Raw genomic sequence first — 12,596 nt, 5'->3', positions numbered from 1 at the left:
AAAACGCCAGAAAACTGGCGTTTTAGATCTATTGTTTCAATGAAATTGTTAATTAGTTCATTTCAGTAATAAAGTCTTCTGTTGAACGGCGCACTTTTTTAAGATCTTTCAACCAGTCACCTTCTTCTGCGCGGTAACCTAAAGGAAGTAGAATCACAGAACGCAGGCCGCGTTCTGTTAGACCTAGGATCTCGTCTACTTTTGTAGGGTCAAAACCTTCCATAGGTGTGCTGTCTACGCCTTCTTCCGCCGCTGCAATCAACGCGGTGCCAAGACCAATATAAGCCTGACGTGCCGCATGTTGGTAATTCACTTCAGCGTCACGTGGAGGGTAAGCGCCAAGGATCATTTGGCGGTAGTTTTCCCAACCTTCGTTTTTAAAACCACGTTCGTCATTGACAAGATCGAACATCTTGTTGATGCGCTCTTCTGTGTAGTTGTCCCATGCCGCAAACACTAAAAGGTGAGAGCCGTCGGTGATTTGTGCTTGGTTCCAGGCGTGAGGCACGATGGCTTCACGCAGTGCTTTGTTTTTTACCACGATGACTTCGTATGGCTGTAAGCCGCTTGATGTCGCTGTTAGGCGGATGGCTTCTAAAATGCGATCGACTTTCTCTTGTTCCACCGCTTTGCTTGAATCCATTTTTTTAGTGGCATAACGCCAGTTCAATTTATCCAATAAATTAGACATGCTTTTCCTTAAAGAATGATGATGTATGGAGACAATATGAGTCCAATAACGTTTAACTTCAAGCGTGCTTTGAGAAGCAAATGTGAAAGCAATAAAAGGGATTGATGTCGCGAAAAACCATCGTATTTGTTTGAATTATCTCGATATAAGCGGGTTTTGTGCGCCAAAATGGTTCATTTTTGCGGTTGTATACAGTAAGGTGCCATTTTGAAAATTTCAACGGACCCCTTTCTAATGACATTTCATTCCAAACCCACGTTATTACAGCGTTATTTAAGCGGTAGCTTAGTGCTACAAATTGCCATCGGTATCCTTTGCGGTGTCGTCTTGGCCTATGTTGCTCCGAGCATTGCCTTGTCGACAGACATATTGGGCGGATTCTTTGTAAAAGCCCTAAAAGCCATTGCACCGATTTTGGTGTTTTTGTTGGTGATGGCGTCCATTGCCAATCACAAACAGGCGCAGGAAAGCCATATTCGTCCAGTGCTTGTCCTATACATTGCTGGCACATTTATCGCGGCACTGACGGCAGTCGTGTTCAGCTTCTTGTTCCCAACACAACTCAGTCTGGTGGCACCAGATTTGAGTCAAAGTGCACCGCAGGGCATTGGTGAAGTGTTGCGAACGTTGGTGTTTAAGATGGTCGATAATCCGGTAAATGCCCTGGTGCAGGGTAACTATGTGGGTATTTTAACCTGGGCTATCGGCTTTGGTTTGGGGCTACGCCACGCGTCTGAATCGACCAAGGCTGTCCTTCAGCATCTCGCAAGCAGTGTGACCAGCATTGTGTCGGTGATTATTCGCCTCGCGCCCTTTGGCATTTTTGGATTGGTGGCCAGCACGATCGCGGCAACGGGCGTTGATGCGCTGTTGGGGTACTCTCATTTATTGGCGGTTCTGATTGGTGCCATGCTGTTTATTGCGTTGGTAACCAACCCTTTGTTGGTGTTTTGGAAAATCCGTCGAAACCCTTATCCTTTGGTGTTTAAGTGCTTGAAAGAGAGTGGATTGACGGCGTTTTTCACCCGCAGTTCAGCGGCGAACATTCCTGTGAATTTAGACCTATGTAAGCGCTTAGAGTTGGATGAAGACACCTATTCGGTTTCGATCCCGCTTGGTGCAACCATCAACATGGCGGGCGCGGCGATTACCATTACAGTACTGACGTTGGCCGCTGTTCACACATTGGGCATTTCATTGGATTTTGGCACAGCATTATTACTGAGCGTGATTGCGGCCGTGTCGGCGTGTGGCGCATCGGGTGTGGCGGGCGGTTCTTTGTTGTTGATTCCGTTGGCGTGCAGCTTGTTTAATATTCCCAACGACATCGCCATGCAAGTGGTCGCGGTAGGCTTCATTATTGGTGTGTTACAGGATTCGGCAGAAACCGCGTTGAATAGTTCGACGGATGTGTTGTTTACGGCGGCAGCGTGTCTTGAGAAAGGCAACACCTAGTTAGCGCAAACAATACAAAAGAAAAGGGGAGCATGCGCTCCCCTTTTTTGTGTCTATTTTCTTTCTGCTGGTGGTTTTACAGTTTGAACTGAGTAACCAATTTATCCAGTTGAGAAGACAGTTTTTGCAAGTTCGTACTGGATGCCGTAAGTTCGTCGGCGATCTCAGCGGTTTCTGTGGTCAACTGGTTGATTTCTTCAACGTTTTTACTCATGTCGTTCACAACCAGCGCTTGTTCTTCTGTCGCTGTGGCCACTTGAATGTTCATGTCGCTGATTTGACCAATGTGCGCGGTGATTTGCTCAAGCGACGTATTGGCTTCGTTCGCTTGCGTTACAACCGAGTTGCTTTGATCTTGACCTGTTTGAATGGTCGCCACTGTTTTCGCAGATTGCTCTTGCAGTTTGTCGATCATCTTCTGAATTTCATCTGTGGATTCCGCAGAACGGCTGGCAAGATTTCGTACTTCGTCGGCGACGACCGCAAATCCACGACCTTGTTCACCAGCACGTGCTGCTTCGATGGCGGCGTTTAGAGCCAACAAGTTAGTCTGTTCAGAAATGCTTCGAATGGTATCCAAAATGCTACCGATTGAATCCGTTTGTGTTGCCAAAGAACCGATGTCGGCGCTGATGTGTTGAATATCGCCAGACAATGCTGTTACGCCTTTGCGTGCACGGGCAACCAGTTCCGCCCCTTGATGTGCTTGTTTGTCTGCTTCTTGAGCCGCTTGCGCTGCTTGAGAGGCGTTTTCTGCGATGTTTTCTACCGTAGCGCCCATTTCATGAATGGCGGTCGCAATTTGAGTAGTACGATCACGTTCGTTGATGCTGTTGCTGTGCGTAGCTTTTGCTTTAGCCGCCACATCGTTTGCTGTGTGAGCAAGCTGACGTGAGTTATCGGCGACGGCTTCAATGGCCGTACGTACTTTCGTAATGAACAAATTGAAATGCTGTGCAATGTCACTTAATTCATCTTGGCCATCTAATGTCATCATCTTTCCAAGATCCAGTTGGTCACTGGCACTGGAAATATGTTGCTGTAGATAAGACACTCGGTGATTCAAACGGCGCACCATCAACAAGGCTAGGAAAATAGACGCCGCTAGCGCGATAATGATCAAGGCAAACATTTCATTACGGCTGGTTTCGTAGTTTTCTTGGCTCTTCGCGTAGTTCAATTCGCCTTGTGCTAGTAGCTCGTCAAGAATCGCGTTGACCGCTTTGCGCATCACGCCGTAGCTCGCTGCGTACTTAGATTTGTAGATTTCTTGTGCCGTGGCGAGGTCGTTTTTTTCCAGCGCTGCCAACATGGGCGTTAATTCATTGCTTTTGACTTTCGTGAAGATATCGATGATCTTTTGTACTTCGGCACGTGTTTTTGGATTTACTTGAGCATTAAGCGCTTGCTTTAATGCTTCATCCATTTCAGGAATGTCTTCTAAGCGAGTCTCTTTTACACGCGTTAGCACGCCTTTTTTGTCCTGCATTGCTGGGATTTCTTGCAACAACATGACGTCGATACCAACACGCATGCGAGGAATACGAGAAGCAACTTCTGCAAGCGAACGCATTGGCGCGCTGGTGTTTTCAGCAAGGTTTTTAGTCTGTTCTTGAGCATTTGAAAGGCCATACAAACCAGCCCAACCGACTAGAATTAAGACCAAACATGGCAAAGCAATAACGGTTATGAACTGTGCTTTCAGAGACATTTGTTTGAATATCACGATCGGTTACCTGCTAGTGATGATTTGATAGTGTAACTAAAGCGGATCTTGTAAATCCCAGTAGTTTTACAGAATAGGATGTGCATAGCTAATAGTACAAGAAAGGATCAATAGTTAACACTCACTTTTTTTGCACATTTCCTATACGAATTTGCATTTTAGTGTGACGACATGACATTTATTCGATGACAGGTTTTTTTAATTGAAAGGAGCGTTTGTTGAGCAATACATTTCGATCTTTATCCAATCCTAATTATCGACTTTGGTTTGGAGGCGCGATTATTTCCAATATTGGCGCGTGGCTCCAGCGCACCGCTCAAGATTGGATTGTGATCGCGGAACTGTCCGATAAAAACGCGTCTGCGGTCGGCTTAGTGGTTTTTTTGCAATTCGCCCCACAGATTCTGTTATTGCCTATTACTGGTTGGGCGGCAGACCGAATGGAGCGTCGCAAGCTACTGTTTATTACGCAGTCTTTGATGGCGTTCTTGGCGTTAGTGTTGGGCTTGTTGGTGCTGAGCGGGCACGTTCAACTTTGGCAAGTGTGTGTTTGTGCCTTTGCGTTAGGTTGTGTTGCGGCATTTGATGCGCCAGCTCGCCATGCGTTTGTGTCGGATATTGTCAGTGAAAAAGAGCTGTCGAATGCGGTTGGGCTTAATTCGGTGGCGTTTAATAGTGCGCGTTTGGTGGGGCCCGCCATCGCAGGGATATTGATTGCCTTGATTGGTACGGGTTGGGTCTTCATGATCAATGTCTTGTCGTTTATTCCACTGTTGTATACGCTGCATTTGTTTAAAACGCGGTTGCCCGTGGTGGCGTCTGACAGCTCTAGTGTAACGCCCGACATGGCGAAGTTTTTAGACGGATTTCGTTATATTTGGCAGCATAGAGAAATGGCGGTCATCCTCGTTATGTCGTTTCTTATTTGCAGTTTAGGAATGAATTTTTCGGTGTATTTGTCAGCAATGACGGTGCATGTGTTTCAAGGCCACGCGGATCAATACGGTTTCTTAGTATCAATGATGGCGATTGGTTCTATTTCCGGCGCCATGGTCACCGCCAGCCGTCGATCTTCACCTTCGTTTCGTTCAATGATTGTAGTGGCTGCGATGTTCTCCGTGAGCTGCTTGTTGGTGGCCATGAGTCCGACCTTTTGGTCGTTTGCGGTGTTGCTTATTTTTCTGGGTTTGAGCTTGCAATTGTTTACCACGTCAACGGCGTCCTATATGCAAGTCGCGACCGAGAAACGCTATCGTGGCCGAGTGATGGCGGTGGTGTTGGCCTTTGCGATGGGCAGTACCGCGTTAGGCGCGCCTTTGGTTGGCTGGGTGGCGGATACCTTGGGTGCGCGTTGGGCTATTGGCATGGGCAGTGTGTCAGGCATATTGGCAACGGCTTTGGGTGTTTGGTTTCTTCGCAAACAGACGAAAGCCAACTTGAAAGAACCAGACTGAAAGAGAGTGCCGCTTGACTTGGCTACCTGAATGAATTGCAGTAGTCTAGATCCAATCTGGCGTTGACCGCCGTGTCACGTTAAGTGATTCATTCTTTTATATAATTCTAAAAATAGTAATGGAGAATCCTATGTCACAGCACCTCGTACTGAGTTTTATCGGAGAAGATCGTCCCGGTATTGTTGAACGTTTATCCGATACTATTTCCCGTCATCATGGTAATTGGCAAGAAAGCCGAATGGCGCATTTGGCCGATAAATTCGCCGGTATTTTAACGCTGACCGTGTCGCTCGAACATCAAGAAGCCTTGATTAAGGCTCTGCAAAACTTCGAGCAATTAGGTTTGCATGTCACCGTTGAGACGGCCAACCAAAGCGTGGCAGACGGCTCAACACTGTCTTTGTCTGTGGTGGGCAATGATCGTCCTGGTATTGTGAAAGAAGTGTCTCAGGTGTTGTATTCTCTCATGGTAAACGTGAAAGAACTGACGACGTCGTGCGAACCCGCACCGATGAGTTCGGATATGTTGTTCAAAACCGAGATGATATTGGCGGTGCCAAAAGACCTGCCGCTGTCCGAATTGGAAGTGGCGTTAGAAAACATCAGCAGTGATTTGATTGTCGAGCTGTCCGTGAATCAGTTTGCGTAACGGGTTTGCATTGCAACAATAGAAGACTAATTATTGTCTTGAAAAGGTTGCATCATAAAATCAATGAACAGCCTTACTCGAAGAGGCATATTATTTCGGTCGCGGTAGAGCATTTGACAGCCTCGCGGCTGGTTGTGCCATTCGGGTAAGATGTGTTTACACTCACCAGATTCTATTAAGGGATTTGCGTGATAATCCGGTATAAATCCAATCCCAATGCCATCTTTTATTGCCTCCGTTAATACACCAATATCGTCTACTTTCAAACGCACGGTTTGGCTCGGCTTATGAGTTGTTATCTCACCGGTTTGGCGGTGTTGCAGTTGCCAACTAAACATCGGGGTACAAATCACTGTGGGGTAGTTCATTAAATCGGCGGGTGTTTTTATAGACGCGACATCCAAGTCTAGGGCGCCGCAGATCACGAAACGAATGTTGGTTAAATGACGCCCAACCCAATGACCTGGGTTGTGATCGCCAATACGAAACGCGACATCTATGGCCTCTTCTTCAAGATCAATGTTTTGATTTGAAAAGCGTAAATCCAGATGAATATCAGGGTGTTTTTTCAAAAAAGCATTAAAGTATTGCGTCAATACATCACGGCCAAAATTGATTGGCGCGGAGATGCGAATGCCGCCTTTTGCTTGAACGGTGTCTTGATGAAGGCAAAATGTGATGTCTTCTAGTTCATCAAAAAGGTGAGCGCTTCTTTCATAATATTTTTGCCCTGCGAGGGTTAATTGCACCCGATGAGCATCACGATTGAGAAGTCGTAAACTGAGGGCTTCCTCTAGTTTAGACACGCGTCGGCTTAACGTGGAAAGAGGCATGCCCAGCGTATTTGCGGCGTGTTTAAAGCTGCCATATTGGGCCACGGCGCAAAAACAACGCAAATCATCTAGTGAATAGTTAACTTTCATATTTGGGATTTATATTCTCAATATTGTTTGTTTATTCCGTATATAAAATCTATACACTCTCTTCCATTCTTTCTCAAGCCATATTTGGAGTTAACGATGAATCGGTCGGCCAATACCAATGCTGTGTTGTTATTGCTTTTGTGTACGTTTTTTTGGGGCGCTTGTTTTCCGGTCGGTAAGCAGGCGTTAAGTGAAGTTCACCCATTTACCTTGGTACTTTGGCGTTTTGCCATCGCGGCATGCTGTTTGTTTGTTTACGCCAAATGGAAAAATATCTCAATGCCAACACTCACGCCTAAACAATGGGTGTGGGTGATTGGCGTTTCGATTGTTGGTGTCGGCGGGTTAAACCTTGGATTGTTTACTGGCTTAGCGGAAACCGACGCCAGTAATGGCGCTTTGATCATGGCATTGAGCCCGTTGGCAACATCCTTGATTGGGTCATTGTTGCAGCGCACTTTGCCTACACGAGGGGCGGTTTTTAGCTTAGTCATCTGTTTGTTTGGCGTGCTGCTTGTATTGACCAATGGCGATTTGCAGCGAGTACTTCGTTTTGAATTTAACCACGGCGACCAGCTGATCTTTTTCGGCATGTTGTGTTGGAGTCTTTATACCTATTTGACGCAAGGCATTAGTCGTTGGATGCCGATGATTCCATACACGCTAGTGGGTATGCTGGCTGGCTTTGGTGTGATTTCTGTTGTGACGGCGTTGAGCGCGACGGTGCATCCAATACAAGAAAGCCTATTGATTGATCACATCATATTGGCCGACATCCTATTTATCGGCGTGTTTGGCACGGTTGGTGGTTATCTATTGTGGATTTCTGGAGTGAAACAGCTGGGCGCCGCGAACGCGTCGTTGTTTTTCAACTTTGTCCCTGTGTTTGCTGTCCTGACCGCCCTAATGTTTGGTCAAAATGTAACGGCGCTACAATTGCTGGGCATGGCGATTGTCATTGCAGGATTGTTACTGCCACGAATGGTCAAATGGCAGCAACAATGGATGGCTAAAAAAGCACTGATATAAGCGAAGAAATACGAGCAACCACAATAATTTTTTTGCTTGTATTGGGCACAGCGAGAGACGGCAATATTGGCGATAAAAAGGAAAAGGAAACTTTTTTTACCCACAATCAAAAACCATAGTAAAAATGGGGGTATAATGCGCGAAATTTTCCCATTTACGCCAAAGGTAATGATAACTATGAGTCTTCCTAATTGCCCAAAATGCGATTCCACTTACGTGTATGAAGATCAAACTATGCTGGTTTGTCCAGAATGCGCCCACGAATGGAATCCGAATGAAGAAGTTGTTGATGAAGACGCATTGATCATCAAAGACATGAGCGGCAAGTTGCTACAAGAAGGCGACAAAGTGACATTGGCAAAAGACCTGAAAGTAAAAGGTTCCTCTCAAGTCCTTAAAATCGGCACTAAGGCGACAATCAAACGCCTAGTCGATGGCGATCACGACATCGACTGTAAAGTCGACGGCGCAGGTGACATGATGCTGAAATCTCAGTTCGTCAAAAAAGCCTCTGCATAACAGGGTAAAAAAACTTATCGTTATCCATAAAACAGGGTGCTTGCGTGGTAATAATCATGGCGCAAACACCCTGTTTTTTTTGTCTCATTGACCAGTGAAGTAGTTTGGTAAGCTAGGAACGAAATGTGCAAAATATCGCTCATTGTGTTTTCTGATTGAAAAATGCGCAAAATATTACGCATTCTTTGATATTACAGACTATATTTGAGCGATAATTTGCTCAAAATGGACGATGAACATGACAGCCACCATGACCGCAGAACAGCGACAGCATTTACTCATTGATCTACTAAGACAACATTTACTTGGTGAAATCAGCCAAGGCGCCCTTCTAAAATACCTTCGAAAAGACATGCTCGGTATTTCACAAACACGCTACGCCGAATTGGTTGGTGTGAGTCGCCGTACGCTCACAGACATTGAACAAGACAAAGGAAGCCAAGCCCAAAGCATCATTGATAAAGTCTTTAAACCTTTTGGGATCAAATCTGGCCTCGCACCGATTCAGCCACATATGGCGTGTTATCTATTGGTTGGGAAGAGTGATCAATGAAGATGGCACTAATATCAAAAAAAACCGCCATCAAGCAAAGCCTGAGGACGGTTTGAAAAGTAAGTGTTGATTGAAAAAGGGGGCTTCTACCAACACCTTTAATTCTGAGCTTTTGGCCTGCTTTAGTGACGAATCAAGTAGTCAAACGCGCCAAGGGCCGCTGTTGCGCCACCACCCATGGAGATGATGATTTGCTTGTACGGTGTTGTCGTTACATCACCGGCGGCAAACACACCCGGGATCGAGGTTTGCCCGTGAGCATTGATGACGATCTCGCCTCTGTTTGTTAATTCCAACGTGTCTTTTAAGAACTCGCTGTTTGGCACCAAACCGATTTGTACGAAGATCCCTGCAACGTCCACAAGGTGGGATTCGTCAGTGGTGCGGTCTGTGTATTTCAGGCCGATCACGCGTTGACCATCGCCCAATACTTCGGTTGTCATGGCGTTTTTAATGATGGTGACGTTTGGCAAAGAGTTGGCTTTTTTCACCAAGACGGCATCCGCTCGTAATGTGTCACCAAATTCCAATACCGTCACATGTTCTACGATACCAGCAAGGTCAATGGCCGCTTCAATGCCTGAGTTACCACCACCGATAACGGCGGTTTTCTTGCCTTTGAACAACGGTCCGTCGCAATGCGGGCAGTATGCCACGCCTTTGCCACGGTATTCTTGTTCGCCGGGTACGTTCATTTCTCTCCAGCGTGCACCGGTGGCTAGAATGACGGTTTTACTTTTCAGGATCGCGCCATTTTCTAATTCCAGTTCAACGAATTCTTTTTTCTCAAGACGAACCGCTTTTTGCGTTTTCATCAAGTCTACGTCGTAATCCAAAACGTGTTGTTCAAGGCCAGCAACCAATTTCGGGCCGTCAGTGGCTTTGACCGAAATGAAGTTTTCAATCGCCATGGTGTCAGACACTTGGCCGCCAAAACGTTCGGCAACAACACCGGTACGAATGCCTTTACGCGCCGCGTAGATTGCCGCCGCGGCACCCGCTGGACCACCACCGACAACGAGTACATCGTATGGGGCTTTTTCAGACAAGGCTGCCGCTTGTTTGTTGGCGGCGCCGGTGTCTACTTTGTTAAGAATTTCATCTAGGGTCATACGACCTTGGCCGAACAGCTCGCCGTTCAAGTAAACCGATGGCACCGCCATGATTTCGCGCTTTTCGACTTCGTCTTGGAACAAGGCGCCATCGATCATGGTCGCGGTAATGTTCGGGTTAAGCACCGCCATTAAGTTAACGGCTTGCACAACGTCTGGACAGTTGTGACAAGAGAGGGAAATGTACACCTCAAAGTTTAATTCTGTGTCCAAGCCTTTGATCTGCTCAAGCGTTGCTGGTGCGGCTTTGGATGGATGGCCACCCGCTTGTAATAGTGCCAACACGAGCGACGTAAATTCGTGGCCCATTGGGATGCCAGCAAAACGAACGCGAGGCAGTTGACCTTGTGGACCAATCGCCATTTGTGGGGCGCGACCGGCGGCGTTTTCGTTAATCGATAAGGTGATTTTGTCGCTTTTGAGCTCGGTGATTTCACGTGCCAAGCCAAGTAATTCTTCTGCTTTAGCTGAACCATTTGTGGACACAGTAATTTCAATCGGATTAACGATATTTTGTAGGTATGTGCCCAACTGTTGTTTGATGTTTGCTTCTAACATGATGTAAAACCCGTTTTTCAGATTGAGTGATGTGCTGTGTTTAAACGTTATGCTGTTAAAGGTAGAGCTGTAAAAAAATGGTGTGTTGCTGTTTGAAAACTGAGTGAGTAAGTGAGCTCCCTCTAAAAGCGAGGGAGCTGCTTATCCGCTAATCAGCAGTTTGCTTAGATTTTGCCAACTAGGTCTAGAGACGGTGCCAATGTTGCTTCGCCTTCTTTCCATTTCGCTGGGCAAACTTCACCTGGGTGAGCGGCAACGTATTGCGCTGCTTTTACTTTGCGAAGTAGCTCTTCTGCATCACGGCCAATGCCTTCAGCGGTGATTTCCATTGCTTGGATGGTGCCTTCTGGATCGATCAAGAAAGTTGCACGATCTGCTAGGCCTTGACCTTCACGCATCACACCAAAGTTGTTGGTGATCTTGCCAGACTGGTCGCCGACCATGAAGTAGTTGATTTTACCGATGGTTTCAGAGCTGTCGTGCCATGCTTTGTGAGTGAAGTGAGTGTCTGTAGAAACAGAGAATACTTCGACGCCACGAGATTGAAGCTCTGCGTAATGGTCAGCAACGTCGCCTAGTTCTGTAGGACAAACAAACGTGAAGTCAGCTGGGTAGAAGAAGAAGATAGACCATTTTCCTAGTACGTCTTTCTCAGAAATGTCTACGAATTCTCCGCCTTTAAAAGCGGTTGCATTGAATGGTTTGATTTGAGTGTTGATCATTGTGTATCTCCTAATAAGTGTTTGTGTTTGCGTTACCAACAAAACACATATTAAGGGAGATCGATCGATTGATGAAATTGTTGTTTTCTAATGTTTCAATTGTTAAAAGCTATAGCTGATGTGTGTCTATAAATTATTCTATGCATCAGGGTATTGTTCACGAACAGCAAGAATTTTTGCAGTGATGCCCTTCATTAAGGGTGTGAGACTGGGGTCAAATTGAGATCCAGAGTTATTTTGAATATAGGCCAGAGCTTCTTCTAATGGCCAAGCGTCTTTATAAGGGCGTTTAGACATCAGCGCATCCAGAACATCAGCAATTGCCACAATACGGCCTTCAATGGGAATCTCTTCGCCTTTTAAGCCGTTAGGGTAACCGCTGCCATCCCATTTTTCATGATGGGTTAGTGCAATGGTTTTCGCCATTTGTAGCATGGGGTCATCGTCACCAGAGAAAATTTCACCACCAAAAATCGTATGGCGTTTCATCATCTCCCATTCATCCGGTGTGAGTTTGCCCGGTTTCAATAATATGGCATCTGGAATGCCTATTTTTCCAACATCATGCATGGGGGCCGCGAGGAAAATTTTCCTCACCCAACCGTCATTGCCGCCGTAGGCTTTTGCAATAAAACGAGTGTAGTGACTCATGCGGATAACATGCGCCCCCGTTTCATTGTCTCGGTATTCAACAGCTTGACCTAAATGATGGATGATTCTCAGTTGGCTGGCTTCAAGCGCTTGAGTGCGTTCCGCGACTTTTTTCTGTAGTTGTCTGTTTTGGTCGTATAGCGCGATGTGCGTTCGGACTCGAGCACGCACAATAGGGGGGCTGATGGGTTTAATAATGTAATCCACCGCACCCATTGCAAAGCCGCGTTCTTCGTCTTTGATGTCGTGTTTGGCGGTCACGAAAATGACAGGGATTTTGGCTGTCATTGGGTTTTCTTTTAAGCGATTGCAGACCTCGTAGCCATCCATTTCAGGCATCATGACATCCAACAGAATAATATCTGGACGTGGGGTTGTCGTGGCAATCGCCAAGGCTCTCATCCCATTCAATGCGACTTTAATACGATATTCGTCGGATAAGGACGCGATAAGCACGTCGATATTTTGTGGCGTATCATCCACGATTAATATCGTGGGTTTGTCCATTGGAGATTCAATACTGTCTTGTTCAATAATGCTGTCTGTCATGGTAG

Annotated in this window: 12 protein-coding genes; 6 read left to right on the top strand and 6 right to left on the bottom strand. The window is 46.2% G+C overall.

Annotation, left to right across the window (positions count from 1 at the left end; all coding sequences use genetic code 11):
• Positions 1-52: 52 nt before the first annotated feature.
• The gene (locus tag D104_RS27670; RefSeq protein WP_024023910.1) at positions 53-691 is read right to left on the bottom strand and encodes an NAD(P)H-dependent oxidoreductase; all 639 of its coding nucleotides are present in this window, start codon (positions 689-691) and stop codon (positions 53-55) included.
• Between the two features lie 234 nt (positions 692-925).
• Between D104_RS27670 and sstT the strand changes: the two genes are divergently transcribed.
• Complete coding sequence (gene sstT, locus D104_RS27665; RefSeq protein ID WP_024023909.1) at positions 926-2,146, top strand: serine/threonine transporter SstT; 1,221 nt, start codon at positions 926-928, stop codon at positions 2,144-2,146.
• Between the two features lie 76 nt (positions 2,147-2,222).
• On the opposite strand, the gene D104_RS27660 is transcribed toward sstT, so the two are convergent.
• On the bottom strand, positions 2,223-3,872 hold the full coding sequence (locus D104_RS27660; RefSeq protein WP_024023908.1) for a methyl-accepting chemotaxis protein: 1,650 nt from the start codon (positions 3,870-3,872) through the stop codon (positions 2,223-2,225).
• A gap of 218 nt (positions 3,873-4,090) precedes the next feature.
• Between D104_RS27660 and D104_RS27655 the strand changes: the two genes are divergently transcribed.
• Together D104_RS27655 and D104_RS27650 are read left to right on the top strand one after the other, a co-directional pair.
• Positions 4,091-5,326, top strand: coding sequence for an MFS transporter (locus D104_RS27655; protein WP_024023907.1), 1,236 nt, complete (start codon positions 4,091-4,093; stop codon positions 5,324-5,326).
• Positions 5,327-5,456: 130 nt separating this feature from the next.
• Positions 5,457-5,975 (top strand): glycine cleavage system protein R, encoded by a 519-nt coding sequence (locus D104_RS27650; RefSeq protein ID WP_024023906.1) that lies wholly within the window; start codon positions 5,457-5,459, stop codon positions 5,973-5,975.
• A gap of 26 nt (positions 5,976-6,001) precedes the next feature.
• Here D104_RS27650 and D104_RS27645 read toward each other — a convergent pair whose 3' ends face one another.
• Positions 6,002-6,898 (bottom strand): LysR family transcriptional regulator, encoded by an 897-nt coding sequence (locus tag D104_RS27645; RefSeq protein ID WP_024023905.1) that lies wholly within the window; start codon positions 6,896-6,898, stop codon positions 6,002-6,004.
• A gap of 96 nt (positions 6,899-6,994) precedes the next feature.
• Here D104_RS27645 and D104_RS27640 point away from each other — a divergent pair, with 96 nt between their 5' ends.
• The 3 genes from D104_RS27640 to D104_RS27630 all read left to right on the top strand — a co-directional run bounded on the left by D104_RS27640 (position 6,995) and on the right by D104_RS27630 (position 8,999).
• Positions 6,995-7,927: a DMT family transporter gene (locus D104_RS27640; protein ID WP_024023904.1), complete on the top strand. Its 933-nt coding sequence runs from the start codon at positions 6,995-6,997 to the stop codon at positions 7,925-7,927.
• Between the two features lie 177 nt (positions 7,928-8,104).
• Positions 8,105-8,446: a zinc ribbon domain-containing protein YjdM gene (locus tag D104_RS27635; RefSeq protein ID WP_031214770.1), complete on the top strand. Its 342-nt coding sequence runs from the start codon at positions 8,105-8,107 to the stop codon at positions 8,444-8,446.
• 238 nt (positions 8,447-8,684) lie between these two features.
• On the top strand, positions 8,685-8,999 hold the full coding sequence (locus D104_RS27630; protein WP_024023902.1) for a helix-turn-helix domain-containing protein: 315 nt from the start codon (positions 8,685-8,687) through the stop codon (positions 8,997-8,999).
• A gap of 122 nt (positions 9,000-9,121) precedes the next feature.
• Here the strand turns inward: D104_RS27630 and ahpF are convergent, their stop codons facing one another.
• The 3 genes from ahpF to D104_RS27615 all read right to left on the bottom strand — a co-directional run bounded on the left by ahpF (position 9,122) and on the right by D104_RS27615 (position 12,591).
• Positions 9,122-10,669: an alkyl hydroperoxide reductase subunit F gene (gene ahpF / locus D104_RS27625; protein ID WP_024023901.1), complete on the bottom strand. Its 1,548-nt coding sequence runs from the start codon at positions 10,667-10,669 to the stop codon at positions 9,122-9,124.
• Positions 10,670-10,833: 164 nt separating this feature from the next.
• Positions 10,834-11,391 carry an alkyl hydroperoxide reductase subunit C gene (gene ahpC / locus D104_RS27620; RefSeq protein ID WP_024023900.1) on the bottom strand — a complete coding sequence of 186 codons (558 nt, stop codon included), beginning with the start codon at positions 11,389-11,391 and terminating at the stop codon, positions 10,834-10,836.
• Between the two features lie 138 nt (positions 11,392-11,529).
• Positions 11,530-12,591, bottom strand: coding sequence for a response regulator (locus tag D104_RS27615; RefSeq protein ID WP_024023899.1), 1,062 nt, complete (start codon positions 12,589-12,591; stop codon positions 11,530-11,532).
• Between the last annotated feature and the right edge of the window lie 5 nt (positions 12,592-12,596).

Origin of the sequence: Marinomonas profundimaris (assembly GCF_000508165.1) — a bacterium.
In the GTDB taxonomy this organism is placed as follows: domain Bacteria; phylum Pseudomonadota; class Gammaproteobacteria; order Pseudomonadales; family Marinomonadaceae; genus Marinomonas; species Marinomonas profundimaris.
The sequence above is the reverse complement of the archived record's forward strand: the minus strand, read 5'-3'. Positions and strand labels throughout refer to the sequence as shown.

Excerpts from the sequence above, each read along its gene's own strand:
- D104_RS27670 (WP_024023910.1), bottom strand. The coding sequence starts at position 691 with ATGTCTAATTTATTGGATAAATTGAACTGGCGTTATGCCACTAAAAAA.
- sstT (WP_024023909.1), top strand. The coding sequence starts at position 926 with ATGACATTTCATTCCAAACCCACGTTATTACAGCGTTATTTAAGCGGT.
- D104_RS27650 (WP_024023906.1), top strand. The coding sequence starts at position 5,457 with ATGTCACAGCACCTCGTACTGAGTTTTATCGGAGAAGATCGTCCCGGT.
- D104_RS27645 (WP_024023905.1), bottom strand. The coding sequence starts at position 6,898 with ATGAAAGTTAACTATTCACTAGATGATTTGCGTTGTTTTTGCGCCGTG.
- D104_RS27640 (WP_024023904.1), top strand. The coding sequence starts at position 6,995 with ATGAATCGGTCGGCCAATACCAATGCTGTGTTGTTATTGCTTTTGTGT.
- D104_RS27635 (WP_031214770.1), top strand. The coding sequence starts at position 8,105 with ATGAGTCTTCCTAATTGCCCAAAATGCGATTCCACTTACGTGTATGAA.
- D104_RS27630 (WP_024023902.1), top strand. The coding sequence starts at position 8,685 with ATGACAGCCACCATGACCGCAGAACAGCGACAGCATTTACTCATTGAT.
- ahpF (WP_024023901.1), bottom strand. The coding sequence starts at position 10,669 with ATGTTAGAAGCAAACATCAAACAACAGTTGGGCACATACCTACAAAAT.
- ahpC (WP_024023900.1), bottom strand. The coding sequence starts at position 11,391 with ATGATCAACACTCAAATCAAACCATTCAATGCAACCGCTTTTAAAGGC.
- D104_RS27615 (WP_024023899.1), bottom strand. The coding sequence starts at position 12,591 with ATGACAGACAGCATTATTGAACAAGACAGTATTGAATCTCCAATGGAC.